At 74.5% G+C, this 24485-nt stretch carries 22 protein-coding genes; 12 read left to right on the forward strand and 10 right to left on the reverse strand.

All coding sequences use genetic code 11. The features are described from left to right. Window positions 1-5: 5 nt before the first annotated feature. Window positions 6-677 carry a tripartite tricarboxylate transporter TctB family protein gene (locus K1J57_RS28830; RefSeq protein ID WP_255646669.1) on the reverse strand — a complete coding sequence of 224 codons (672 nt, stop codon included), beginning with the start codon at window positions 675-677 and terminating at the stop codon, window positions 6-8. After that, on the reverse strand, window positions 677-1693 hold the full coding sequence (locus K1J57_RS28835; protein WP_220561852.1) for a tripartite tricarboxylate transporter substrate binding protein: 1017 nt from the start codon (window positions 1691-1693) through the stop codon (window positions 677-679). Before K1J57_RS28835 ends, K1J57_RS28830 begins: the two co-directional genes overlap by 1 nt. Window positions 1694-1835: 142 nt before the next feature. Between K1J57_RS28835 and K1J57_RS28840 the strand changes: the two genes are divergently transcribed. The 6 genes from K1J57_RS28840 to K1J57_RS28865 all read left to right on the forward strand — a co-directional run bounded on the left by K1J57_RS28840 (window position 1836) and on the right by K1J57_RS28865 (window position 9130). After that, window positions 1836-2711: a LysR family transcriptional regulator gene (locus tag K1J57_RS28840; protein WP_220561853.1), complete on the forward strand. Its 876-nt coding sequence runs from the start codon at window positions 1836-1838 to the stop codon at window positions 2709-2711. A gap of 190 nt (window positions 2712-2901) precedes the next feature. Continuing rightward, complete coding sequence (kdgD, locus tag K1J57_RS28845; protein WP_255647260.1) at window positions 2902-3807, forward strand: 5-dehydro-4-deoxyglucarate dehydratase; 906 nt, start codon at window positions 2902-2904, stop codon at window positions 3805-3807. Then, entirely contained in the window at window positions 3808-5436 is a 1629-nt protein-coding gene (locus tag K1J57_RS28850) for an aldehyde dehydrogenase (NADP(+)) (protein ID WP_220561855.1), read from the forward strand. Beyond that, window positions 5436-6761, forward strand: coding sequence for an enolase C-terminal domain-like protein (locus tag K1J57_RS28855; protein ID WP_220561856.1), 1326 nt, complete (start codon window positions 5436-5438; stop codon window positions 6759-6761). The genes K1J57_RS28850 and K1J57_RS28855 overlap by 1 nt, the downstream gene beginning before the upstream one ends. A 26-nt stretch (window positions 6762-6787) precedes the next feature. After that, window positions 6788-7987, forward strand: coding sequence for a mandelate racemase/muconate lactonizing enzyme family protein (locus K1J57_RS28860; RefSeq protein ID WP_220561857.1), 1200 nt, complete (start codon window positions 6788-6790; stop codon window positions 7985-7987). Window positions 7988-8131: 144 nt separating this feature from the next. Next, window positions 8132-9130: a DUF389 domain-containing protein gene (locus K1J57_RS28865; RefSeq protein WP_220561858.1), complete on the forward strand. Its 999-nt coding sequence runs from the start codon at window positions 8132-8134 to the stop codon at window positions 9128-9130. 120 nt (window positions 9131-9250) lie between these two features. Here K1J57_RS28865 and K1J57_RS28870 read toward each other — a convergent pair whose 3' ends face one another. The 6 genes from K1J57_RS28870 to K1J57_RS28895 all read right to left on the reverse strand — a co-directional run bounded on the left by K1J57_RS28870 (window position 9251) and on the right by K1J57_RS28895 (window position 16651). Next, window positions 9251-11146, reverse strand: a complete 1896-nt coding sequence (locus K1J57_RS28870) for an alkyl/aryl-sulfatase (protein WP_220561859.1) — start codon at window positions 11144-11146, stop codon at window positions 9251-9253. 172 nt (window positions 11147-11318) lie between these two features. Beyond that, window positions 11319-12725: a glycosyltransferase gene (locus K1J57_RS28875; protein ID WP_255646670.1), complete on the reverse strand. Its 1407-nt coding sequence runs from the start codon at window positions 12723-12725 to the stop codon at window positions 11319-11321. Next, window positions 12722-12880 (reverse strand): LPXTG cell wall anchor domain-containing protein, encoded by a 159-nt coding sequence (locus K1J57_RS28880; protein WP_220561860.1) that lies wholly within the window; start codon window positions 12878-12880, stop codon window positions 12722-12724. The genes K1J57_RS28875 and K1J57_RS28880 overlap by 4 nt, the downstream gene beginning before the upstream one ends. Before the next feature lie 212 nt (window positions 12881-13092). Next, a complete protein-coding gene (locus tag K1J57_RS28885; protein ID WP_220561861.1) occupies window positions 13093-13776 on the reverse strand; it encodes a GAP family protein in 684 nt (227 codons plus the stop codon). Between the two features lie 11 nt (window positions 13777-13787). After that, window positions 13788-15542: a SulP family inorganic anion transporter gene (locus K1J57_RS28890; protein WP_220561862.1), complete on the reverse strand. Its 1755-nt coding sequence runs from the start codon at window positions 15540-15542 to the stop codon at window positions 13788-13790. Window positions 15543-15772: 230 nt separating this feature from the next. Then, entirely contained in the window at window positions 15773-16651 is an 879-nt protein-coding gene (locus tag K1J57_RS28895; protein ID WP_220561863.1) for an alpha/beta fold hydrolase, read from the reverse strand. 104 nt (window positions 16652-16755) lie between these two features. On the opposite strand from K1J57_RS28895, the gene K1J57_RS28900 reads away from it, so the two are divergent. Beyond that, a complete protein-coding gene (locus K1J57_RS28900) occupies window positions 16756-18639 on the forward strand; it encodes a BTAD domain-containing putative transcriptional regulator (RefSeq protein ID WP_255646671.1) in 1884 nt (627 codons plus the stop codon). A gap of 14 nt (window positions 18640-18653) precedes the next feature. Here K1J57_RS28900 and K1J57_RS28905 read toward each other — a convergent pair whose 3' ends face one another. Both K1J57_RS28905 and K1J57_RS28910 read right to left on the reverse strand, forming a co-directional pair. Further along, entirely contained in the window at window positions 18654-19589 is a 936-nt protein-coding gene (locus K1J57_RS28905; RefSeq protein WP_255646672.1) for a VOC family protein, read from the reverse strand. 68 nt (window positions 19590-19657) lie between these two features. Then, the gene (locus K1J57_RS28910) at window positions 19658-20068 is read right to left on the reverse strand and encodes a GNAT family N-acetyltransferase (protein WP_370634543.1); all 411 of its coding nucleotides are present in this window, start codon (window positions 20066-20068) and stop codon (window positions 19658-19660) included. Window positions 20069-20335: 267 nt separating this feature from the next. Between K1J57_RS28910 and K1J57_RS28915 the strand changes: the two genes are divergently transcribed. From K1J57_RS28915 to K1J57_RS28935, 5 genes are all read left to right on the forward strand, one after another. After that, window positions 20336-21295, forward strand: coding sequence for a DUF5996 family protein (locus K1J57_RS28915; RefSeq protein WP_220561864.1), 960 nt, complete (start codon window positions 20336-20338; stop codon window positions 21293-21295). A 193-nt stretch (window positions 21296-21488) separates the two neighbouring features. After that, window positions 21489-21953 carry a MarR family winged helix-turn-helix transcriptional regulator gene (locus K1J57_RS28920; protein WP_220561865.1) on the forward strand — a complete coding sequence of 155 codons (465 nt, stop codon included), beginning with the start codon at window positions 21489-21491 and terminating at the stop codon, window positions 21951-21953. Between the two features lie 243 nt (window positions 21954-22196). After that, entirely contained in the window at window positions 22197-23249 is a 1053-nt protein-coding gene (locus K1J57_RS28925; RefSeq protein WP_220561866.1) for a pirin family protein, read from the forward strand. 157 nt (window positions 23250-23406) lie between these two features. Further along, window positions 23407-23805, forward strand: a complete 399-nt coding sequence (locus tag K1J57_RS28930; RefSeq protein ID WP_220561867.1) for a GNAT family N-acetyltransferase — start codon at window positions 23407-23409, stop codon at window positions 23803-23805. Then, complete coding sequence (locus K1J57_RS28935; protein WP_220561868.1) at window positions 23802-24260, forward strand: carboxymuconolactone decarboxylase family protein; 459 nt, start codon at window positions 23802-23804, stop codon at window positions 24258-24260. The genes K1J57_RS28930 and K1J57_RS28935 overlap by 4 nt, the downstream gene beginning before the upstream one ends. The last annotated feature ends 225 nt before the right edge of the window (window positions 24261-24485 follow it).

Below are 24485 nucleotides of genomic sequence, written 5' to 3' on the forward strand. Positions count from 1 at the left end.
ACTTCCTAGAAGAGGTGGGGGATCGGCACGGACAGCAGGCCCACGAAGACCGCGTAGAAGGCCGCGACGATGAGGACCGAGGCCACGGCGGACAGCCGCCAGGACTCGCCGCCGAGGAAGCGCAGCCACACGAATGCCAGCAGCGCCGAGGGGATCTCGAAGCCGATCGTGCCGATCAGGGCGATGAAGCCGGCCATCGTGCCGACCCCGGCGAGGATCTTCCACGAGGCGGCGGAGAAGGCCTCGGTGTCCGCGGTGCGGCGGGCCGTCCCCAGCAGGACGCATCCCAGCACGGTGATCGCGGCGCAGATGACCAGGGGCCAGGTGCCGGCCTCGGGTTCGGCCGGGGTGCCGACGCCCAGGGACCAGGAGGCGAGGCATCCGACCGCGCCGAAGGCGGTGACCACGAGGGCGACCGCGACGTTGGCCGCCGGGCCCAGCGGCTCCGGGGCGTCCTCGGGCCCGGCGTCCGCGTCCTGCGCTTCCACGCTCTGCGCTTCCGCGTTCTGCGCTTCCGCCTCCGGCGCTCCGGGGCCCTTCGTGCCCATGGCGGGCTCGGAGGGCGCGGCGGCGGTGTCCGGAGCCTGCGGGGCGGCGTCCGCGGCGTCCGGGGCGGGCGCCCCGCCGGAGGCCGGGCCGGCCTCCGGCACCACGGGCTTTCCGGGTCCGGCCCCCATCAGCCCTCTCCGCGCATGTCGATCCCGTACTCCTCGACCATGGCCCGGTAGGACTCCCGGGAGGCGTTCCACTCCTCCACCACCTGGGCGGGCTCGGTCTCGTGCGGGGTGAAGAAGTTGTCCTCGTTGAAGGTCCGGTACGCCTCGCCGGCGAAGACCTCGTCGAACGCCGAGCGCAGCTTCTCGACGACCTCCTGCGGGGTGCCGCCGGGGGCGACCACGGCCCGGTACTGGGAGACCAGCACGTCGTAGCCCTCCTCCGCGGCGGCGGGCACGTCGGGCAGGTACTGGTTGCGCTCGTCGGCGAAGGTGGCCAGCGGGGTCAGCTCGCCGGCCTCGATCTGCGGCATGGCCTCGCCGATCTGCACCACGCCCACGTCCACCTGCGAGCCCAGGACGGCGACCAGGGTGGGCGAGCCGCCGTCGAAGGGCACGGGGGTGCCCTCCACGCCCGCCTGGGCGAAGAGCAGCTCCTGCGCGAGCTGGCTGCCGGTGCCGACGCCGGTCGTGCCGTACTTGATGCCGTCGCCGTCCTCGACCAGGTCCTGGAGGGTGTCGAAGTCCGAGGAGGCGGCGGTGACGAGCACGTAGTCGTCCCGGGAGATGCCGGTGACGACTTCGAAGTCGGCCAGGTCGACGGCCTCGTCCTCGGCCACGGCCAGCGGGGTGATGGCGACCAGGGAGGCGTTGATGACCATGAGGTTCTGGCCGTCGGGCTCCTGGGCGGCGAGCTCGCCCGCGGCCAGGGCGCCGTTGGCGCCGGGGGTGTTGACGACGGGCATCGCGACGCCCAGCGGCTCCTGGGCGCCCTCGGCCAGGGCGCGGGCGATGAGGTCGGTGCTGCCTCCCGGGTCCTGGCCGACGAGGAGGTCGATCGGGCCCCGGGGGTAGTCGCCGCCACCGCCGCCCCCGCCCGACAGGTTCCCGCCGCAGGCCGAGGCGGTCAGCGAGAGGCCGAGGGCCGCGGCGGCGGCCGCCGTGCGGCGCGCGTAACGCCCGCGCGGTGTGTGGGTCATGTTTCCTCCTGCTTGCGATGCCGTACCGGGGGGCCGGCGCATCTGTGAACGGGGTCACGCGTTCGGGTGAGTGGCAGCATAGAAAGCACCGATCATGCATGTCCAAGTCGAATGCGGCATAAGCTGATACCTTCAGGGCATCATGTTCTCTTTCGAGCAACTGCGGGGTTTCGTCGCGGTCGCGGAGGAACTGCACTTCGGCCGGGCCGCCGAGCGCCTGTCGATGACCCAGCCCCCGCTGAGCCGCCAGATCCAGAAGCTGGAGCGCGAGGTCGGGGTCCTGCTCCTGGAGCGCGACCGCCGCCACGTGGTCCTCACCGCCGCCGGGGAGGCCTTCCTGGCCGAGGCCCGGCGCCTGCTCGCCCTGGCCGAGCGCGCCCCCGACCTGGCGCGGCGGATCTCGGCCGGGTCCAGCGGCACCCTGCACATCGGGTTCACCGCGGCCTCCTCCTACGGGGTCCTGGGCCGCCTGCTCAACACCGTGGAGGAGCAGCTCCCCGAGATCGACATCGAGCTGTCGGAGATGGTCACCCGCGAGCAGGTCGCGGCGCTCTCCTCCGGGGAGCTCGACCTGGGCCTGGGCCGCCCGCCGTTCGACTCGGAGCTCTTCGGCTCCCGGGTCCAGCACCGCGAGCAGCTGCTCGTGGCCGTGCCGCGGGACCACCCGCTGGCGGCGCGGCCGGGGCCGCTGCGGCCCGACGACCTCATCGACGTGCCGCTGATCATGCACTCCCCCATCAAGGCGCGGTACTTCTACGACCTGGTGGTGAGCCTGCTGCCCATCTCCCACCAGAACGTCGTCCACACGGTCAGCCAGGTGCTGACGATGGTGTGGCTGGTCGCGGCGGGCCGGGGCATCGCCTTCGTGCCGGCCTCGGCCACCGGCCTGGGCGTGGAGGGCGTGGTCTACCAGGCGCTGGAGGGGCTGCCCGAGGACCCGGTGGAGCTGCACCTGATCTGGCCGCGGGCCACGCGCAACCCCGTCGTCCGGCGCGTCCTGGAGATCGACCCCGGCTGAGGGCGCCCGCCTCCCCCGCTGGCGGGACCCCGGCCCGGAACACGAGACCCCTGATGCCCTCCCGGTATCAGTTGATGCAAAACCAGTCTTGGACAGCATCGAAACTCACTCCGTACGGTAACGGCAACACACCCGCGGGCACCAGCCCACCGGGCCGCCCCCACCTACGCGAGGACGACGCGTGAACCCGATGCACCCCGATGACCTGGCACGGAGGCTCTCCCTGGGCCTCCTGTCCTTCCCCGTGACCCACTTCGACGCCGACCTCGCCTTCGACGAGGACCGTTACCGGGAGCACCTGTCCTGGCAGGCCGAGCACGACGTGGCGGGCCTGTTCGCCGCGGGCGGCACCGGCGAGGGCTTCTCCCTCACCCCCGAGGAGATCGATCGCGTGGTGCGCGCCGCGGTCGGCGAGGTCGGCGGGCGCGTGCCCGTGCTCGCCCCGGCGACCGGCGGCACCGCCGCGGCCGCCGCCCAGGCCCGCGCCGCCCAGGAGGCGGGCGCGGACGGCGTCCTGCTGCTGCCGCCCTACCTCACCGAGGCCGGGCAGGAGGGCCTGATCGAGCACGTGAGCGCCGTGTGCCGGGCCACCGACCTGGGCGTGATCGTCTACAGCCGGGCCAACGCCGTGTACACCCACCACACGGTGGCCGCCCTCGCCGAACGCAACCCCAACCTCATCGGCCTCAAGGACGGCGTCGGGGACATCGAGGCGATGACGCGCACCTACGCCACCGTCGGGGACCGCCTCATCTACATCGGCGGCCTGCCGACCGCCGAGACCTTCGCCCTGCCCCTGACGGAGCTGGGCGTGACCACCTACTCTTCGGCGATGTACAACTTCGTCCCCGGGTTCGCCCTGGAGTTCTTCGCCGCGGTCCGCTCCCGGGACCGGGCGGAGGTCTACCGCAGGCTCAACGAGTTCGTGCTGCCGTACCTGGAGATCCGCGACCGGGGCCGCGGCTACGCCGTCTCGATCGTCAAGGCCGGGCTGGACGCCGTCGGCCGCCACGGCGGGCCGGTCCGCCCGCCGCTGACCGCCCTCGCCGAGGACGAGTGCGCGGAACTCGCCGCCCTGATCCGAAAGGTCTCCTGAATGTCCGAGCACACCGCCTCCGCGACCGCGGCCCTGGACGGCCGTCCCCTCGTGGCGGGGCGGCCCGTGGAGGGGGCCGCCGGCTCCCTGCTCGCGGTCGACCCCGCCACCGGCGAGGAGTTCGGCCCGCCCATCGGGCTGGTGGACGCGGCCCAGATCGAGGAGGCCACCCGGGCCGCGGAGGAGGCGTTCGACGCGTTCCGCTCCCAGACCCCGGCCGAGCGCGCCGCCTTCCTGCGCCGTGCCGCCGACAACATCGACGGGCTGGGCGAGGAGCTGGTGGACCGGGCGGTGCGGGAGACGGGCCTGCCCCGCGGCCGCATCGAGGGCGAGCGCGCCCGCACCACCGGCCAGCTGCGCATGTTCGCCGGCATCGTCGAGCGGGGCGACGCCCTCCAGGCCCGGATCGATCCCGCGCTGCCCGACCGCGCCCCGCTGCCCCGCCCCGACCTGCGCCTCGTGCACATCCCGGTCGGGCCGGTCGCCGTCTTCGGCGCGAGCAACTTCCCGCTGGCCTTCTCCACGGCGGGCGGCGACACCGCGTCGGCGCTGGCCGCGGGCTGCCCCGTGGTGGTCAAGGGGCACAACGCCCACCCCGGCACCGCGCTGCTGGTCGGACGCGCCGTGGCGGACGCCGTCGCCGCCTCCGGGCTGCCGCCGGGCGTGTTCTCCGTGCTGTTCGGCGCGGGGAACGACATCGGCCGGGCCCTGGTGACCGACCCCCGGATCAGGGCCGTGGCCTTCACCGGCTCGCGAGCCGGGGGCCGGGCCCTGATGGACCTCGCCGCCGCCCGGCCCGAGCCCGTCCCCGTGTTCGCCGAGATGTCCTCGGTCAACCCGGTCGTGATCCTCCCCGGCGCCCTCGCCGACGAGGGCGCGACCGCGCTGGCCGACGCCTACGTCGCCTCCCTCACCCTGGGCTCGGGGCAGTTCTGCACCAACCCCGGGGTGGTGTTCGTCCCCGAGGGCCCGGACGGCGACCGGTTCGTCGACCGTGCCGCGCGGCTCGTGTCCGAGGCGGCCGGGAACACCATGCTCACCGCCGGCATCGCCGCCGCCTTCGACCGGGGCGTGCGGGCGCTGGAGGACCACCCCGGGACCGAGGCCGCCGCCCGGGGCGAGGCCGGACCCGGCCCCAACGCCCCGGCCCCCGCGCTGTTCACCGTGGACGGGGACGCCTTCGCCGCCGACCCCCGCCTCCAGGAGGAGGTGTTCGGCGCCGCGGGCCTGCTGGTCCGCCACTCCTCGGCGCAGGCGCTGGCCGGGATCCTGGAGCGGATGGAGGGCCAGCTCACCGCCACCCTGCACGCCGACGCCGGGGACCCCGGCGACCTGGCCGCGGCGCACGCCCTGCTGCCGGTCCTGGAGCGGCGCGCCGGGCGGCTGCTGTTCGGCGGCTGGCCGACCGGGGTCGAGGTCGCGCACGCCATGGTGCACGGCGGCCCCTACCCCGCCACCTCCGACTCCCGCGGCACCTCCGTGGGCGGCCTCGCCCTGAACCGCTTCCTGCGGCCGGTCTCCTACCAGGGGATGCCCGACGCCCTGCTGCCGCCCGCGCTGCGGGAGGGCGACCCCTGGCGGCTGGACCGGCGGATCGACGGCACGCTGGTGCCGGGAGGACAGGCCTGATGAGCACACCCGTCATCACCTCCGTCGAGGTCGTCCCCGTCGCCGGGCACGACAGCATGCTGCTCAACCTCAGCGGCGCGCACGGCCCCTTCTTCACCCGCAACATCGCGATCCTCACCGACAGCGAGGGGCGCACCGGGCTGGGCGAGGTGCCGGGCGGAGAGGCGATCCGGTCCACGATCGCCGACGCCGCCGACCTCGTCGTCGGCCGCCCCGTGGCCGAGCTCAACCCGCTCCTGCGACGGGTGCAGGACGCCTTCGCCGACCGGGACCGGGGCGGCCGGGGGCGGCAGACCTTCGACCTGCGCACCACCGTGCACGCGGTCACCGCCCTGGAGTCGGCCCTGCTCGACCTGCTGGGGCAGCACCTGGGCGTGCCCGTGTGCGACCTGCTCGGCGAGGGCCGCCGGCGCGACCGGGTGCCCATGCTGGGCTACCTGTTCTACATCGGGGACCGGGCCCTGACACCGCTCCCCTACCTCGCCGAGAAGGAGCCCGCCGACGACTGGGAGCGGCTGCGGCGCGAACCCGCGCTCACGCCGGAGGCCGTGGTGGCGCTGGCCGAGGCCGCCGCGGACCGGTACGGGTTCCGCGACTTCAAGCTCAAGGGCGGGGTGTTCTCCGGGGAGGAGGAGGTGGCCGCCGTCCGGGCGCTGGCCGCGCGCTTCCCCGACGCCCGCGTCACCCTGGACCCCAACGGCGCCTGGTCGCTGGCCGAGGCGGTCGCCCTCTGCTCGGACCTGCACGGCGTGCTCGCCTACGCCGAGGACCCCTGCGGCGCCGAGGACGGCTACTCCTCCCGCGAGGTGATGGCGGAGTTCCGGCGGGCCACCGGCCTGCCCACGGCCACCAACATGATCGCCACCGACTGGCGGCAGCTGGCGCACAGCGTCCGCACGCACGCGGTGGACATCCCGCTGGCGGACCCGCACTTCTGGACGATGCGCGGCTCGGTGCGGGTGGCCCAGCTGTGCCGGGACTTCGGGCTCACCTGGGGGTCGCACTCCAACAACCACTTCGACATCTCCCTGGCGATGTTCACCCACGTGGGCGCCGCCGCCCCCGGGCCGATCACTGCCCTGGACACGCACTGGATCTGGCAGGACGGACAGGCGCTGACCCGGCGTCCGCCGCGCATCGAGGACGGCGGGATCACCGTCCCGACCGCGCCCGGCCTGGGCGTGGAGCTGGACCGCGACGCCCTGGACGCGGCCCACCGGCTCTACCTGGAGCACGGGCTGGGCGCGCGCGACGACGCCGCCGCGATGCAGTACCTGATCCCCGGATGGGCCTTCGACCCCGACCGCCCGGCCCTGGTCCGCTGACACCGCCCCCTTCCCTTGGAGCCCTCATGAACACCCCCTCCCCGTCCGCCGGGACCCCGAGCGCCGCGCCGGAGCGCGGCGGCGCGGCCGACCGGATCGCCTCGGTCTCCCTCTCCCGGGTCGACCTCCCCCTGGCCGCCCCGATCAGCGACGCCAAGGTGCTGACCGGGCGCCAGCGGCCGCTCACCTCGGTGTCGATGCTGTTCGCCGAGATCCGCACCGAGGAGGGGCTGGAGGGGATCGGCTACACCTACTCCAAGCGGGCCGGCGGACCGGGCCAGTACGCCCACGCCCGCGAGGTGGCGCACGAGCTGGTCGGCGAGGACCCCAGCGACATCCAGCGCCTGTGGACCCGCCTGGTGTGGGCGGGGGCGTCGGTGGGCCGCAGCGGCCTGGCGGTCCAGGCGATCGCCGCCATGGACATCGCGCTGTGGGACCTCAAGGCCAAGCGGGCCGGCCTGCCCCTGGCCAAGCTGCTCGGCGCGCACCGGGACGCCGTGGACTGCTACAACACCTCCGGCGGGTTCCTGTCCTCGCCGCTGGAGGAGGTCGTGGAGAACACCCGGGCCGCCCGGGCGGCGGGCATCGGCGGGATCAAGATCAAGGTCGGGCACCCCGACAGGCGGGTCGACCTGGCCCGGGTGGCCGCGGTCCGCGAGGAGCTCGGCGACTTCCCGCTCATGGTGGACGCCAACCAGCAGTGGAACCGGAGCACGGCGGTGCGCATGGGGCGGCTGCTGGAGGAGTTCGACCTGGTCTGGATCGAGGAGCCGCTGGACGCCTACGACGCCGAGGGGCACGCGGCCCTGGCCCGCGAGCTGGCCACGCCGATCGCCACCGGCGAGATGCTGACCAGCGTGGCCGAGCACGAGGAGCTGCTGCGGGCCGGCGCGGTGGACTTCATGCAGCCGGACGCGCCGCGCGTCGGCGGGATCACCCCCTTCCTGGAGATCATGGCGCGCGGCCGGCGGGCCGGGGTGCGCATGGCCCCGCACTTCGCGATGGAGATCCACCTGCACCTGGCGGCGGCCTACGAGATCGACCCGTGGGTCGAGCACTTCGACTGGCTGGAGCCGCTCTTCGAGGAGCGGCTGGAGATCGCGGACGGGCGCATGCGCGTCCCGGACCGGCCGGGGCTGGGGTTCTCGCTCAGCGAGCGGGCGCGCGAATGGACCGCGCAGCAGGCGTTCGTGGACGCCGACGGGGTGAGGGACGTGCGGAGCTGACCCCCGCGTCGCCCGGGCGCGGCCCCGCCTCCGGCCCCGGCCGGGCGCGGGGCCGCTCCGTGTGCCCGGCCGCCGTCCGGGCCGCCGCGGGCGCCCCCGTCGCGCCTGCGCCGCTCCCAGGGCGCGCGTCGCGATACTCGACCCATGCTCAGCGGAATCCTCGAACGCGTCCTGCCCGCCTCGCAACTGCGCAGCCCGGACGACCTGCTGGACGACCTCGACCTGTCCACGGGGGACGGCCGCGCCAAGAGATCGGCGTTCTGGACGATGCTCACGCTGTCCGCGCTCATCGCCGCCGGGGGCGTCCTGACCGACTCCACGGCCACGGTGATCGGCGCGATGATCATCGCGCCGCTGTCCACCCCGATCATGGGGATCGCCCTGGGCATCGTCCGCCGGAGCCGGACCGACTCGGTCCGGACGGTCGTGCTGGGGTGCCTGCTCGTGATCGGTGTCGGCGTGGTGTTCTCCCTGGTCGTGCCCGGGGGCTACGACCTGCTCCAGAACGGCCAGGTCGCCGGGCGGACCTCCCCCGGGCTGCTGGACCTCGTCGCCGCCCTGGCCACCGGGGCGGCGGGGGCGGTGGGCCTGTGCCGCCGCGACGTGGCCGCGGTCCTGCCGGGGGTGGCGATCGCGATCTCCCTGGTCCCGCCCCTGGTCGTGGTGGGCGTGTGCCTGGGGCAGGGCGCGCTGTGGCTGTCGGCGGGGGCCGCGGTGCTGTTCCTGTCCAACCTGCTCGCCCTGGTCTTCGCGGGCATGGTGGTGTTCGCGGCCTCCGGGCACGGCGTCCCCGACGGGGACGGGGCCGCCCGGTCCGGGCGCAGGCCGCGGATCGTCCTGGGCGCGCTGTTCGCGGTCGTATTCGTCCTGCTGGCCGTCAACACCACCGCCACCGTCCTGATCGCGGTGTGGACGCACCGGGTCGAGGAGGCCGCCGACCGCTGGATCGCGCGGCAGCCGGACGCGTCGGTCACCCGCGTGTACACCGCCTCCCGGACGATGCACGTCGAGGTGCGCGCCCGGGAGGTGCCGCCGGTCGGCTCCCTGCTGGCCGACCTGCGCGGCCGGGTCCCCGACCGGCTCGTGATCGTGGTGGAGACCACGCGCGGCGAGTTCGTCGAGGCCGGCCCGGTCGGACGGTGACCGGGGCCGGCGCGACGCGGCGGCCGGGGGCGTACGAACGCCCCCGGCCGCCGGGCCGCTCCGTCGGCGGGGTGCGGGTCCCGGGCGCCCGCCGGGGGCGCCGGCCCGGCCCGCCTCCCCTCAGGGGGTGACGATCGGGAAGTCGGGGCGCGCCTCGTCCAGGACGGCCGTCAGCCGCCGGAGCACGCCGGCGTCCCCCTCGTGCTCGATCCCGTCCAGGTCGCCCGTGGACAGCAGCTCGAGCAGTTCCGGCTTGGACAGGGTCAGCGTCAGGTCGGCGCCGCCGCCCTTGGGGTCGGGGTAGTGGATGAGCACCCCGTTGGACAGCAGCGCCCGGTACCGCTCGCCGCTGTCGGTCATGTGCAGGTCCAGCGACAGCTTCTCCTTCCAGGCGCGCGGCCCGTCGACGCGGATGCCCACCGAGTCGAGGATCTGGGTGACGCTGAGCGCCGACGCCATGCTCTCGGCCAGGGCGATGGCCGTGGGCGGCACCCCCTCGCGCAGCTCCTGCGCGCCGACCAGGAAGAAGTTGCGCCAGGTGGCGCACTCGGCCCCGTGGCCGAGCCGGGTCAGCACCTCGGCCAGCAGGTCTTTCGCCCCGGCGTGGTCGGGGTCGGCGAAGACGGCGTGCGAGGCCAGCTCGGCGGCGAACCTGAGGTCGTCCTCCTCGGCGAAGGAGCGGGCCCGGTCCACGAGGGCGTCGACCCCGCCCATGGCCTTGGCGTAGCGCTCCCCCTGGGCCTGGGGCGGGTGCTGCCACAGGTGGGCGGGGTTGCCGTCGAACCAGCCCATGTAGCGCTGGTAGACGGCCTTGATGTTGTGCGAGACGGAGCCGTAGTAGCCGCGGATGCTCCACGCCCGCTCCAGACCGGGCGGGAGCGGCAGCTCCTCGGCGATCTCGATGCCCGTCGACCCCTTGTTCATCATCCGGAGCGTCTGGTCGTGCAGGTAGGCGTACATGTCGCGCTGCTCGGCGAGGAACCCGCGGATGTCCTCGGTGCCCCAGGTAGGCCAGTGGTGGGAGGCGAACACAACGTCGGAGTCGTCGGCGAACAGCTCGATGGTCTCGTTGAGGTAGCGCGACCACATGCGGGCGTCGCGGACCTGGGCGCCGCGCAGGGTGAGCAGGTTGTGCAGGGTGTGGCAGGCGTTCTCGGCGGTGCACAGGGCGCGGCGCTCGGGGAGGTGGAAGTTCATCTCCGCGGGGGCCTCGGTGCCCGGGGTCATCTGGAAGACGAACCGGACCCCGTCCAGGGTCTCCTCCTGGCCGGTGCGGGTGATCTCCAGGGTCGGCGGGATCAGCCCCACCTTCCCCTGGGAGGTGCCCGGGCCCAGGCCCACCCCCACGAACCCCTCGGGGCCGTGGTCGAGCGCGAAGGCGGTGAAGTACATGCCGCGCCGGATCATGGCGGTGCCGGCGTAGACGTTCTCCGAGACCGCGTGCTCCATGAAGTGCTCGGGGGCCACGATCGGCACCCTGCCGGAGGCGACGTCGGCCTCGTCCACGACCCCGGCCACGCCGCCGAAGTGGTCCAGGTGCGGGTGGGTGTAGACGACCGCGGTGACGGGGCGGTCGCCGCGGTGCTCGCGGTACAGGGCCAGACCGGCGGCGGCGACCTCCTCCGAGACCAGCGGGTCGATGACGACCACCCCGGTATCGCCCTCGATGAGGGTCATGTTGGACAGGTCCATGCCGCGGATCTGGTAGACGCCCTCGACGACCTCGAACAGGCCGTTGATCGCCGTCAGCCTGCCCTGCCGCCACAGGTGCGGGTGGACGGTCGGCGGCGCGGTCTCGGCGCCGTCGAGGAGGAAGGAGAAGTCGCGCACGTCCCAGACGGTCCTGCCGTCCTCACCGGTGATGTGCTGCGGGCCGGGGGCGATGAACCCGCGCTTGGCGTTGTCGAAGTCCGCGGTGTCGTCCGGGGAGGGCTCCGCGGAGGCGGTGTGGTCGTCCCCCGCCCTGGTCCGCGGAACGCCTGCGGTCCTGCTCCCGGTCTCGGTGGCACGCGCCATGGACCCCTCCTGAAGATGCGCTGTTCGGTCCGGGGCAACCCCCGAACCGTGAAAGTTCCGGGTCGGATCTACCCGTCCCGCGCCCGGATCAGGGCCAAGGGGCGGTCAACGTCTCTTTTGCCGGGGCGGCGCGGAGGGCGGCGCCCGGGTCCGGGGGCCGCCCTCCGGCGCCTCACCGCGCCGCGGCCTCCGACGGCAGGGAGACCTCGACCCTGTCCCGGGTCCCCCAGTCGGCGATGCGCCCGCAGGTGAGCATCGCGTACAGGTACAGGGGCCGCAGGAGGACGAGCCTCCACAGCGTGGCCACCGGTGCCAGCAGGAACAGCAGGAACCTCTGGAGCACCGTCTCGTCCGAGCGCACGATGGTGAAGATCCGCAGCGTCATCAGGTAGCCGACGGCCGTCCCGATCACCAGCGCGGCCACGGCGATGTCCCCCGCCTGCGCCCGCAGCCCCGGGTGGGCCAGGATCAGCAGGGGGATCGCGTACCCCAGGAACAGGTGGAGGTACTCCAGCACCGTCACCCAGAACACGACGCCCCGCACCGGCATGTAGCGCAGCCACCACAGGTGCCGGACGGTCGTGCCGCGCATCCAGCGCAGCTGCTGGCCGAAGTAGTGCCCGGCGCGCTCGGGCACCAGGGTGAAGACCAGCGACGAGGGCTGGTGGACCGTGTCGCCTTCGAGCAGCGCGTAGAAGGTGAGCATGGAGTCGTCGTTCATCTGCATCGGACGGCCCATGAAGGTCTCGTTCTCGTAGACCCCGGCCCGGTCGCGGACCAGATGGGCCCGGTAGAAGGCCAGCGTCCCCGAGTTGATCGTGACCCGGCGCAGGACCGACTGGGCGCTGCGCAGCCCCCGGGTGAACGGCAGGTACAGCAAACCGGTCATCCGGGTCAGCAGGTTGGTGCTCCGGTTGAGGACGATGACGTGCCCGGCGACCGACTGCACCTTCGGGTCGGCGAAGGGCACGAGCCCCTCCCGCACGGCGTGCCGGTCCATGACCGAGTCGCTGTCGAGCGTCACGAAGACGTCCGCGTCGTCCTGGGCGAGGACGTGCATCTGGGCGTAGCGCTTGCCCCGGTTCGGGGTGCGGTCCCAGGTCGCCTCCACCCCAGCCGCGGCCGCCCGCTCCAGGAACCGGTCCCGGATGTCGGCGTAGTCGACCGCCTCCCCGGTGTCGGGGTCGGCGGAGCCGTCGTCGACGACCCGGACCCGGTCCACCCGGCGGCTCTGCTCCAGCACCGAGCGCAGGCACATCTCCAGCACCCGGGGGTCCTCGTTGTAGACCGGGATCTGCACGGTGACGAACAGGCGGTCGAGTCCGGCCGCCTGCTCGCCGGTGGCCCGCATCGGGCGCTCGAACCAGGCCAGCGGGACCCACCACAGCAGGGCGAAGCACGCGAGCCACACCAGCCCCAGACTGGTCTCGGATCCCATTCCGTGGCGGACCATCACCACGAGGTGCACCGCACCCCAGGCGAAGAATCCGCTCAGGGCCAGCGCCGCGAGCGCGGCGACCATTCCGGGGCGCACGCAGCGCGCGGTCGGAAGCTCCTCGGGGCCGTGTTCCGTCGTCACTCGGTCGGACCCCGGTCCGGACGGAACGAGAACCTGATGAAGAGCGCTCCGACGAGCGTCAGCACCAGCCCGATGGCGATGAGCCACAGGTGTCCCGTGGCGAGGCCCGTCGCCGCCAGTGTGGCTCCCGACCCCGTTGCCGATCCGTAGGGCATGGCCCTCCCTTTCACGCTTTCCCGATGGAACGGCTCCCACTGTTCCATCCCCCTTTACGGGGTTTCGGTCCGGCGGTGAAAGTTTCACGCCAAGAGAACCCAAGGAAAACGCAAATTCGAAGGGACGAAAAGGACAGGGGGATCCTTCGAAGAAATGCCGGATATCCGCACATGAGGAAAAAGGGTCCGGCGGGGCGTCGAGGGCGGGGCGCTCAGGAGAGCAGCGCCTCCAGCCCCTTGGCGGCGAAGACGCCGCCGAAGACGAACAGCACGGTCATGGTGACGGTGTCGTTGTTGGCGATCAGCCAGGTGCGCGCCCTCTCCAGGGCCCGTGTGCCGTGTTCGCCGGACACCGCCACGGCGACCAGCGGCACGAGCAGGCCGAGGCTGCCCAGCACCGCGAAGACCAGGGCGGCCAGAGCGGTCCCGCCCGCCCCGAGCCCGAAGGAGGCCACGGCCGCGCCGCCGCCGAGGACCATCGCCAGGCTCTTGGGGTTGGCCCCGGCCAGCAGCGCCGCCAGCCCCACGACCCTGCCGGCGCCCATGGAGTCGATGGCGGTCAGCCAGGCGGGCGGCGCGGGGTCGGCCCCCTCGGGCCGCTTCATGTGGTCCCTCAGGTTCTTGACCGCGACCAGCAGCAACAGCAGGCCCAGCAGCAGCTGCACCCAGCCGACCCACGCCGGGGAGTCCCCGACAGCGGTGGTGTCCCCGGCCCCGGCGACGAGCGCCACCGCGGTGGAGACGACGAAGACGACGCCCGCCCAGGTGAGGACGAAGACCAGGGCCTTGCCCCGGCCGCCCGGTGCCATGAGCAGCAGGATCACGGCCACGATCGGCAGCGGGGCGGCGATCAGCCCCAGCGCGAACGGCAGGACCTGCGCGAGTGCGTTGAGCACGGTTCCTCCGGTCAGTCGTCGGATGCGGGAGCGCGTTCGGTTCCGGTCCCCGGGCCGCCGCGGATGCGGGCGCGGGCGGCCCGCACCGCCTCCTCCACCGACGGGTACAGCACCTCGGGGTGGTGCAGCAGGTCGCGGACCTGGCCCAGGTCGCGGGCGAGGAACAGGTCGGCCCCGTGTCCGGACAGCCCGTCGGCGAGCCGGTCGAGCATGCGCGCGGCGGTGGCGTCCACGAAGGGCACCGCGCGCATGTCCAAAACCACCGCCCGCACGTCCCGCGGGCGGGCCGCGTCCACGAGCCGGTCGTGCACGTACTCGGAGTTGGCGAAGTACAGGCCGCTCTCCACCCGCAGTACGGCCACCCGGTCCTCGGCGGCCGCGGCGGGGTCGCGCGCCCGGTCCACCCACCGGGGGGAGGCGCCCCCGGGCCCGGTGACCCTGCCCAGTTCGGCCAGGTGGGGGCGGGAGGAGCGGCGCAGCAGGAGCAGCAGCGAGATGCCCACGCCGACCAGCAGGCCCTGGAGGGTGCCCAGCAGCAGCACGCCGAGCAGGGCGGCGACGGCGCCCAGGAAGTCGGTCCGGGCGGCCAGGCCGTAGACGGCGGTCAGCGCCGGGGTGGCGAGCCGGTACAGCTCCCGCAGCGCGGCCGCGTCCACCAGTTCCAGGACGGCGGAGACCACCACGGCGGCCAGCACCGCCTCGGGCAGCTTCTCGAACAGGCCGGTGAGGAACAGCAGGGTGAGGACCGTGAGCAGTGCGGCGGTCAGCCCGGACACCTGGGAGCGGGCCCCGGCCGCGCCGTTGACGGCGGTCTTGGACAGGCTGCCGTTGACCACCATGCCCGAGCACAGCCCCGAGGCCAGGTTGGCGCCGCCCAGGCCGAGGAGTTCGCGGTCGGGGTCGATGCGGTCCCCCGACTTGGCGGCGTAGGTGCGGGCCGCCCCGAGCCCCTCGGCGAACCCCACCAGGGCGATGCCCGCCGCGCCCGCGACCAGGGCCCCGTACTGCGACAGCGCCAGGTCCGGCGGCCCCACCGGCGGGAGTCCGCCGGGCAGCGGGCCCACGATGTCCAGGCCCTGGCGGTCCAGGCCGAAGACCCAAGTGGCGCCCACGGCCAGGATCACCACCACCAGGGAGGCGGGGACCACCGGAAGGAAGCGCTTGAGCAGCAGCAGCGCGGCCAGGGCGGACAGGCCCACGGCCAGGGTGAGCGCGTCGGTGTCCCCCAGGCTCGAGAGGAATCCCCACAGCCTGCCGAAGAACTCGCCCTCGCCGCCCTCCGTCCCGGTGAGCTTGGGCAGCTGGCCGACGATGATGGTCAGCGCCAGGCCGATCACGAACCCCTTGAGGACGGGCTCGGAGATGAAGGAGGCCACGAACCCCAGCCGCAGCAGGCCCGCGACCAGCGCGATCACACCGGTGACCAGGGCCAGTGCCGCGGTGGTGGCCACCGCGTCCCCGCCGCCGCCCACGGCCGCGGCCACCACGGACGCGGACAGCAGGGCGGTGGAGGACATCGGCCCGACCACCAGCTGGCGGGAGGACCCCAGCAGGGCGTACAGGAGCAGGGCGACGGGGGCGGCGTACAGGCCGATGATCGGCGGGACCCCGGCGATGGTGGCGTAGGCGATGGACTCCGGGACCAGGACCGCCCACACGGTGAGCCCCGCGACCACGTCGCCGCGCAGCCATGCCCGCCGGTACCCCCGGAAGCCCGGCGGAACCCGGCGCCGGCGGCCCCCGGGAGCCGTCCCGGTGGAATCCATACCCTCACCCTTCGTCGTCCCGCCCGGGCCCGTGCCGCCCCGCCGCGCGCGGGCGGCGGGGCGGTCGTGCCGGGGCTCTGCCGTCGGCGGCGGGGGGCGGGCGCACGCGCCGCGACGGGCTCGGACCCCGACGCGGCGGCAGGGTCAGGTGTCCCCGAGGGCGGGGCGCGGGCACATCCCGATCCGGTACGGGATCGGCAAAGAACGCCCCGCCCCCGGGGAGCGTTCGCTCACCTGCGCAGCAGGGAGCGGATCGCCTCCGTGATCTCCTCCGGCGCCGACTCGGCCATGAAGTGCCCGGCGTCCAGGGTGCGGTGCTCCAGGTCGGTGGCCCACCGGCCCCACAGGCCCGCGGCGTCGTAGCCGAGCGCCGCGCCCCAGTCCTGCTGGATCACCGTGACCGGCATGTCCAGGGTCCGCCCGGCCGCGCGGTCGGCGCGGTCGTGTTCGAGGTCGATCCCGGCGGAGGCGCGGTAGTCGGCCACGATCGACGGGACGGCCTCGCGCGAGGCCCGCAGGTACTCGGCCCGGACGTCGGCGGGGATCGCCCGGTCGTCGGCCCCCCAGCCGTCGATGAAGCTCGCGAAGAAGTCGTCGGCGACCGCGGAGATCATGCGCTCCGGGAACCCGGGCGGCTGGGCCATCAGGTAGAGGTGGAAGGCCACGCGGGCGTCGGCGCCGTGCAGCACGTCCCACATGTCCAGGGTCGGCAGGACGTCCAGGGACAGCAGGTGCGTGACGGTGCCGGGGTGATCGAGCCCGGCGCGGAAGGCGACGAGCGCGCCCCGGTCGTGCCCGGCCAGGGCGAAGCGCTCGTGCCCGAGGGCCGCCGCCAGCGCGACGATGTCGGCGGCCATGGTGCGCTTGGCGTAGGTGTCGGAGCCGGCCTCGGCGGGCTTGCCGCTGGCCCCGTACCCGCGCAGGTCGGGGCAGATGACGGTGTGGTCGGCCGCCAGCGCGGGGGCGACGTGCCGCCACATCAGGTGGGTCTGCGGGAAGCCGTGCAGCAGGACGACGGCGGGGCCGGTGCCCAGGACGGCGGCGGTGATCGGGACGCCGGGGGCCACCTCGACGGTGACGGTCTCGGAGCCGGGGATGGTGCGGGACATGGATACCTCTCTCGGTGCGTGGAGCCTGACACCGACGAGCATCGCGGGCGCCGATCAGTGTCCGATCAGTACCGGTGCCGGGCACCGGTGCTAGCGTCACGACGGTGCACACCTGGGATCTGCGCGTCCTCGGCCCGGTGCGGGTCGTCGGCGCCGACGGGCGGCCGGTCGCGCTGGGCGGCCGGCGCCAGCGCGAACTGCTCTGCCTGCTGCTGACCGCCCGCGGGCGGGTGGTCGGCGTGGAGCGGCTGGTCGACGAGCTGTGGCCGGACGACCCGCCGCCGCGCGCCAAGGGCGCGGTGCGCACCTTCGTCTCCGACCTGCGGCGGGCGCTCGAGGCCGACCGGCGGCGGCCGCGGGTGCTGGTCACCGAGGGCGCGGGGTACGCGCTGCGGCCGCCGCCGGAGTGCGTCGACGTCCGCCGGGCGGAGCGGTGGGCGGAGCAGGCGGGCGGGGCGCCGCCCGAGGAGGCGGCCCGCCTTCTGGGCGACGCCCTGGCGCAGTGGCGCGGGGAGCCCTTCGAGGAGTTCGCCGACGCGGAATGGGCGCGGGCGGAGCGGGCCCGGCTGGCGGAGCTGCGCGTGCGCACGGTCGAACGGCTCGCCCGGGCGCGGCTGGACACCGGGCGGATCGACGAGGCGGTCGCCTCGCTGAGCGCCCTGGTGGGCTCCCACCCCTGGCGCGAGGAGGCCTGGCGGCTGCTGGCGCTGGGGCTGTACCGGGGCGGCCGGCGGCGCGACGCCCTGGCGGCGCTCGCCGGGGCCCGCGCCCGGCTGGTCGACGAACTCGGGCTGGACCCCGACCCCCGGCTGGCGGAGCTGGAGGTGCGCATCCTGCGCGGCGACCCGGCGCTGCGGTCGCCGGCGTCGGAGCGGGACGTGTGGTCGAACGCCGCGGCGGCGTACGCGTCCGTCCCGGCGCGCAGCCGGCTGGAGACGACGGCCGCGCTCATCTCCGACCTGGCGGTGTCGGGAGCGGTGGCGGCCGCGGCGGAGCAGCGGCTGGAGGCGATCACGGCGGCCGAGCGGTTCGGCGACCCGGAACTGACGGCGCGCGTCATCGGCCGGTTCGACGTCCCGGGGGTGTGGACGCGCTCGGACGACCCGGAGGGCGCGGCGGCGGTGGTCGCCGCGGCGGAGCGGACCCTGGACCGGCTCGGCGACGGCGGGAGCCGGGCGGCGCGGGCGCGGCTGCTGGCGACCGTCGCGATGGAGAGCCGCGGCACCGCGGACCGCGGGGCGCAGGCGCGCGAGGCGGAGCGGATCGCCCGGGAACTGGGGGACCCGCGGCTGCTGTGCACGGCGCTGGCGGGGCGGCTGATGCAGGAGTTCGGGCGCACGGGGCTGGCGGGGCGGCGCCGCGACCTGGCGGCGGAGGTCGTGGACGTGGCGGTGGACCACGACCTGGCGACGTTCGAGGTCCACGGGCGGATCAGCCGGATGCAGGCGCTCAGCGCGCTGGGGCTGTTCGCCGAGGCGGACGCGGACGCGGAGCGGGTGGACGCCCTGGCCGACCGGTTCGACCGGCCGCTCGCCGCGGTCTTCACGGCCCTCTACCGCCGTATGCGCGAGGACCGCCCACCCGCCGAGGCCGCCGCGGTCCTGGCCCGCTCCGGCATGGCCGGTCTGGCCGAGGGCACCGCGGCGCTCCTGGAGGCCGCGTCCCTCCCCGACGGTGGCGGAATCGACCCGGCCCCGGACCTGGACCCGGGCCCGTACGCGCCCTGGGTCCTGCCCTGGCTCGCCGCCCGCGCCGGCGACCGCGACCGCGCCCGGGCCCTCCTGGACGCCGTCCCCGCTCCCCCGCACGACCTCCTCCAGGAGGCGCTGTGGCTCCTCGTGCTCAAGGCCGCCCGCCTCGCCGGCCATCCGGCGGCCCTGCGCCGCGCAGCCGACGCCCTGCGCCCGGCCTCCGCCGAGCGCGCCGCCGGCAGCGCCCTCCTGGACCTCGGCCCCATCGCCCCCTGGCTCCCCGCCCCGCCCCTGTGACCCGCCCGGGGGCTCTAGTCCTGGTCCGGGCCGTTCTCGGTCGGGCCGGGCTCCGGGGACGGGGTCTCCGCCGTGTCGGGCGGGGGCGTGGCCACGCTGAGGTGGACGGCGTTGGCCCACGGGTCCTCGAAGGCGACCGTCCGGCCGTCGTCGCGGACCGGGACCCGGTAGTGCCGCATGCGCTCGGTGAGTTCGCCGACGTCGTCGGGCGACGGCACCTCGATGTCCACCCGCCCCAGGCCGAGGGTCTGCCGGCGACGCCCGGCCCCGCGGCTGTTCCACACGTTCATCGCCATGTGGTGGTGGTAGCCGCCGGCGCTGACGAACACGGCCTGGTCCCCCAGGGACAGCGTCACGTCGAAGCCCAGCTTGGTGGAGTAGAAGTCGCGCGCCGTCTCCACGTCGCCGACGGAGAGGTGGATGTGGCCGACCCGCGCGTCCCCGATCGGCTCCCCGGCGAGCCCGCGCTCGTCGAGGTGGTCGCGCAGGAAGGCGTTCGGGTCGAGGAAGAGGGTGTTCATCTCGACCCGGCCGTGGGTCCAGCTCCACTGCGTGCGGTCGCGGTCCCAGTACAGCTCGACGCCGTTGCCCTCGGGGTCGTCGAAGTAGAACGCCTTGCTGACCAGGTGGTCGCTGGAGCCGGTGAACGACCCCGGGCGCAGGCGCGCGACGGAGTAGACCGCCGAGGCCAGGGCCGCCTCCGTGTCGAAGAGGATGGCGGTGTGGAACAGCCCCGCGTCCCGCGGTGAGGCGTGGCGCAGGCCCGGGGTGTGCACGAGGACGACGGCGGGTCGGCCGGGGCGTCCGAGGGTCACCTGCGGCCCGGCCTGCTCCAGGACGGACAGGCCGACCCCGTCGCGGTAGTAGGCGGTCATCGCGTCCAGGTCCGCGACGTTGAGGGTGACGGCGCCCATCGAGGTGCCGGCTGCGAGACGTGTCGGTGTGCTCATGCCCCCGTCAACTCACTTGAACGCTCAACCATTCCCGTCGCGGCGGCACGGCGCGGCTCCTGGTCCGCTCAGTCCTCCACCCTGCTGCGGGACCGGTACAGCAGGTCCTGGTAGTCGGGGTGGCGGGCGATCCAGCCCGCGAAGAAGGGGCAGGTCGCCAGCACCCGCAGGTTCGCGGCCCGCGCCTCGTCGAGGGCTGCGCGGGCCAGCGCGGACCCGACCCCCTGCCCCCGTACTCCGGGCCAACCTCGGTGTGCACGAACGCGATGAGCTCCGGCGTACGGATGTACTCCGCGACGCCCGCGACCCCGGACTCCCCGTCGACACGGGCCTCGTAGCGCTTGGCCTCGGGCGCGTCCCTCACTTCGACCGCCATGCGGCCCCTCCCTCTGCTCGATCGACCGGCTCCCCGCGCCGCCCGATCCTGTCGGCACACCGATTCGCCGATGCGGCGAACCGGTGTCGGGCGCCCGCGGCACGGACGGCCCGGCTCCATCCAAGTGGATGACGTGTCCACTATTCAGGGTCGGTACTTGACGTGTCAACCGATCGGCCTCGGAAACCCCGGAACCCGACGTACAGGGGATTCCCGCTACCAAAAAGTTGATTCATCATCTACCATCCGGAGGGCGCGTCGATCACCGCCGTCGCACCCGCGCAGCAGGAGGGGCGGCGCGGCGCCCGCCCGCAGGACACGTACACGACCGCCCCGCCACCCCGGCGACACAGCGAAGGAAGTGACGACCATGACCGGCCCGTCGACGACGAACTGGCCCGGCCTGCGGGTCTCGGACTGGACGCCCACCCGCGACACCCTGCACATGTGGACCCAGATCGTGGGCAAGATCCGCATGGCCCACACACCGCTGGTCAACCACTGGTGGCAGGTGACCCTCTACGTCAGCCCGCGCGGGCTGACGACGTCGGCCGTCCCCCACCGCTCGGGGGCCTTCGAGATCGAGTTCGACTTCATCGGCCACCGGCTGGAGGTCCGCAGCAGCGACGGCGGCGCGCAGAGCCTTCCGCTGCGGCCGATGGCGGTCGCCGAGTTCTACGCCCGCGTCCTGGACATGCTCGACCGGCTCGGGATCGAGGCGCCGATCCGGCCGCGGCCCAACGAGGTCGACCCGGCCATCCCCTTCGCCGAGGACCACGAGCACGCCTCCTACGACGGCGAGGCGGCCGCTCTGTTCTGGCGCCAGCTGCTCCAGGCGAACCGGGTGATGGGCGAGTTCCGGTCGCACTTCGTCGGCAAGGTCAGCCCGGTGCACTTCTTCTGGGGGGCCATGGACCTCGCCTGCACCCGCTTCTCCGGACGGTCGGCGCCGCCGCACCCGGGCGGAGCCCCCAACTGCGGGGACTGGGTCATGGTCGAGGGGTACTCGCGGGAGCTGTCCAGCTGCGGGTTCTGGCCCGGCGGCGGCGAGGGGGGCGCCTTCTACTCCTACGCCTACCCCGCACCCGAGGGGTTCGCCGACCACCCGGTCGGCCCCGAGGGCGCGTACTACAGCACCGAGTACCAACAGTTCCTGTTCCCCTACGAGGCCGCCCGCTCCGCTCCCGACCCCGACCGCGCGGTCGCGGAGTTCCTGCGCACCACCTACGAGGCCGCCGCGGACCTCGGGCGCTGGGACCGCACCGCGCTGGAGGACGACCCCCTGCGGTGGCGGGAGGAGGCGGCGTCCCGGGTGAACGGCGAGGGCTGACCGGGGCCGCCCGCCGGCCTCGGCGCCGGCTGCCGGGTCCCGCCGCCGGTCGGCGGGGCCGCCGCGGCCCGCCGGCCCGCGCACCGGAGCGGGGCCCGGCGGGCGGGTCGGCGGGCGCCTCCCCACCGGGGGCGCACCGGCGCCGATCGGGTTCAAGTGGATGAGGTGTCAACCACTTCGTTACACTGCGCCCATGAACGCGACGCCGCGCTGGCTGGCCCCGGACGAGAAGGCGGCCTGGGACGGCTTCATCCGGATGCAGGAGACGCTGCTGGGGCGCCTGGGCAGGCTCCTCCAGGCCGACTCGGGGATGTCCGCCTCCGACTACATCGTGCTCGCCAACCTCACGGAAGCGGGCGGGCGGATGCGCTTCCTGGAACTGGCCAGGCTGGTGCACTGGGAGAAGAGCCGCATGTCCCACCAGGTCTCCCGGATGGCGAAGCGCGGGCTGGTGGCCAAGGAGGACTGCCCCGACGACGCCCGCGGCGCGTTCGTCGTCGTCACCCCGGAGGGGTACGAGGCGATCGAGGACGCCGCGCCGCAGCACGTCGAGCACGTTCGCCGCCTGTTCATCGACGCCCTGACGCCGCACCAGCTCAGCACCTTCGCCCGGCTCACCAGGCGCGTCTCGGACCACATGGCCGAGCAGCCGGACTGACCGAACACCACGGCGGGGATCCCGCCTGGAGGGGACGGGGAGGGTGTACGCCCGGCACGGGCCGTCCCGGACTCCGCGCGGCACCGTCAGGGGACCCGGGGCCGTCGACGCGGGACGTCCGGCCCGTCCCCTACTCCACCGCGGTGCGCCGAAGGGGGACCGCACACCGCCCGGGGCGGAGGGAGCACGGCACCGTGTCCGTGCCCACCGAGTCCGTGCCCGCCGACCAGAAGGAAGAGCGCGATGACCAACCAAGAGACCCGGCCGGACACGCACGTGTGCGCCGACGGCGGGCTGCCCGGCCCGCTGGCCGCACGCGAGGACGGGGTGCCGGTCGAGATCATCACCGCCCGCGACGTGCCCCTGGGCGGGCCGCGCGCGATGAACGTGCGCCGCACCCTGCCGCAGCGCCAGCGCTCGCTGATCGGGGCGTGGTGCTTCATCGACCACTACGGCCCCGACGACGTGGCGGCCACCGGCGGCATGGACGTGGCACCACACCCGCACACGGGGCTGCAGACGGTCAGCTGGCTGTTCGAGGGGGCCATCGCCCACATCGACTCCGGCGGCCACAGCGCGGACGTCCTCCCCGGGGAGGTCAACCTGATGACGGCGGGGGCGGGCATCTGCCACTCCGAGACCTCCACCGCGGACTCCGGCCGGCTCCACGGGGTCCAGCTCTGGGTCGCCCTGCCGGAGGAGGCCAGGCACAGCCCGGAGCGCGGGTTCGAGCACTTCGTCCCCGAACCCGTCGGGTTCCCCGGGGGCTCCGCGCTGGTCTTCCTCGGCTCGCTGCTGGGCTCGCGGTCGCCGGTGGCCACGTACACGCCGCTGGTGGGCGCCGAATTGCGCCTCGACCCCGGCGCTGAGCTCACCCTCTCCGTCGACCCCGGGTTCGAGCACGGGCTCCTGGTGGACACGGGCGGGAGCGTCACCCTCGAAGGGGTGCACGTCCCCAAGGACGCCCTGGGCTACACCGGCATCGGCGCCCGGACACTGCGCGTCGCCAACGGGGGCTCCGAGCCGGCCCGGCTCGTGCTCCTGGGCGGCGCCCCCTTCGGCGAGGAGGTCGTCATGTGGTGGAACTTCCTGGGCCGGACGACGGAGGAGATCAGCCGGTACCGCGAGGAGTGGGAGGCCCAGGGCGAGCGCTTCGGCCGCGTCGAGGGGTACGTGGGTCACGGCGGCCCGGGCAGGAACCGCGAGGGGATGTCCAGGATCCCCGCCCCGGAGCTGCCCCCGGTCCGGATGCGGCCGCGCAAGAACCCGCCGCCCCACGCGCAGCTCAACGGCTGACCGGCGCCGCCTGTCCCGCCGACCGTACCGGTCCCGCCGGCCCGGCCGCCACCCGCCCCGCACGGGCGCACGAACCAACGCGACCACCGCACCCACCACTCCCGCCGTCCCCACCACCGACCCGGCCGGGCACCGTCCCCGCAGAGAGGCAGCCGAGATGACCGAACAGCACACCGACAGGACGGGCGCCCCCGTGTCCATAGCCCTGGACCGGACGCGCGCCGTCAGCGCCTACACCGTGAGCACGCAGGACGGCGCCCTCGCCGGGCGCGCGGACTTCGTCGACCCGCCCGGTGCCCCCGGCGAGCGCGTCTTCTTCCACACCGAGGTCGCCCCGGAGTTCGGCGGCCGCGGCCTGGCCGGGCTGCTCGTCCGCGAGGCCCTGGCCGACGCGGTCCGCGGGAACCTCACCGTCGTGCCCGTGTGCCCGCTCTTCGCCGCGCACCTGAAGAAGCACGGCGAGGAGTACACGGCCGGGGGCGGGCGGTTCCGCCGGCCCAGACCGGCCGACCTGGCCCTGGTCGAGGAGACCGTCAGGGGCGGGGGCGACGCGTGAGCGCGGAACGCCCCTACATCGACAAGGAGCACCCCGAGGTCTACCGGGCGATGGTCAAGGCGGCCGCCGCCTCCCGGACCGCGGCGAACGAGGCCGGGCTGGGCGACGACCTCATCGAGATGATCAACATCCGGGTGTCCCAGATCAACGGGTGCCCGACCTGTCTGAGCATCCACGCCGCGAAGGCGCGCAAGGCCGGTGTCGAGCAGAGCACGCTGGACGTGCTGCCGGCCTGGCGCGAAACCACCCTGTTCACCGACGCGCAGAGGGCCGCGTTCGAGCTGGCGGAGTCCCTGACGGTGCTCGACCCGACCGTCGACCGGCAGGCCGTCAACGCCCGCGCGGCCGCCCACCTGAGCACCGCCCAGATCTCCGCGGTGGAGTGGACGGCCACGCTCATCAACGCGTTCAACCGCATCTCGATCGCCAGCGGCCACCCGGTGGTCCGGCGGTAGAACGACCGCGCCGCCCGGGGGCTCCCCCGGCGCGGCGGCGGGCCCGGCGCCCGCGCCCCTTGCCGACAGGCTCCGGGCGCGGGCGCCGTCGTGTGCCGGGCCGGGGAGCGGGCCGCCCGGCCCCGGCCTCCGGCCCTCCCCTCCCCCGCAGGCGGACCCGTGCGACCGGGACGTTTTGACACCCGGATCGGATAACCGCTATCTATTGGCTAACCGTTAGGGGGC

Origin of the sequence: Nocardiopsis sp. MT53, from assembly GCF_019598965.1 — a bacterium.
Taxonomy (GTDB): Bacteria; Actinomycetota; Actinomycetes; order Streptosporangiales; family Streptosporangiaceae; genus Nocardiopsis; species Nocardiopsis changdeensis.

Bases quoted from the DNA above. Each gene is read 5' to 3' on its own strand.
- K1J57_RS28860 (WP_220561857.1), top strand. From the start codon at position 6,788: ATGAACACCCCCTCCCCGTCCGCCGGGACCCCGAGCGCCGCGCCGGAG.
- K1J57_RS28835 (WP_220561852.1), bottom strand. From the start codon at position 1,693: ATGACCCACACACCGCGCGGGCGTTACGCGCGCCGCACGGCGGCCGCC.
- K1J57_RS28920 (WP_220561865.1), top strand. From the start codon at position 21,489: ATGAACGCGACGCCGCGCTGGCTGGCCCCGGACGAGAAGGCGGCCTGG.
- K1J57_RS28895 (WP_220561863.1), bottom strand. From the start codon at position 16,651: ATGTCCCGCACCATCCCCGGCTCCGAGACCGTCACCGTCGAGGTGGCC.
- K1J57_RS28840 (WP_220561853.1), top strand. From the start codon at position 1,836: ATGTTCTCTTTCGAGCAACTGCGGGGTTTCGTCGCGGTCGCGGAGGAA.
- K1J57_RS28930 (WP_220561867.1), top strand. From the start codon at position 23,407: ATGACCGAACAGCACACCGACAGGACGGGCGCCCCCGTGTCCATAGCC.
- K1J57_RS28830 (WP_255646669.1), bottom strand. From the start codon at position 677: ATGGGGGCCGGACCCGGAAAGCCCGTGGTGCCGGAGGCCGGCCCGGCC.
- kdgD (WP_255647260.1), top strand. From the start codon at position 2,902: ATGCACCCCGATGACCTGGCACGGAGGCTCTCCCTGGGCCTCCTGTCC.
- K1J57_RS28890 (WP_220561862.1), bottom strand. From the start codon at position 15,542: ATGGATTCCACCGGGACGGCTCCCGGGGGCCGCCGGCGCCGGGTTCCG.
- K1J57_RS28870 (WP_220561859.1), bottom strand. From the start codon at position 11,146: ATGGCGCGTGCCACCGAGACCGGGAGCAGGACCGCAGGCGTTCCGCGG.
- K1J57_RS28925 (WP_220561866.1), top strand. From the start codon at position 22,197: ATGACCAACCAAGAGACCCGGCCGGACACGCACGTGTGCGCCGACGGC.
- K1J57_RS28915 (WP_220561864.1), top strand. From the start codon at position 20,336: ATGACCGGCCCGTCGACGACGAACTGGCCCGGCCTGCGGGTCTCGGAC.
- K1J57_RS28855 (WP_220561856.1), top strand. From the start codon at position 5,436: ATGAGCACACCCGTCATCACCTCCGTCGAGGTCGTCCCCGTCGCCGGG.
- K1J57_RS28850 (WP_220561855.1), top strand. From the start codon at position 3,808: ATGTCCGAGCACACCGCCTCCGCGACCGCGGCCCTGGACGGCCGTCCC.
- K1J57_RS28865 (WP_220561858.1), top strand. From the start codon at position 8,132: ATGCTCAGCGGAATCCTCGAACGCGTCCTGCCCGCCTCGCAACTGCGC.
- K1J57_RS28905 (WP_255646672.1), bottom strand. From the start codon at position 19,589: ATGAGCACACCGACACGTCTCGCAGCCGGCACCTCGATGGGCGCCGTC.
- K1J57_RS28880 (WP_220561860.1), bottom strand. From the start codon at position 12,880: ATGCCCTACGGATCGGCAACGGGGTCGGGAGCCACACTGGCGGCGACG.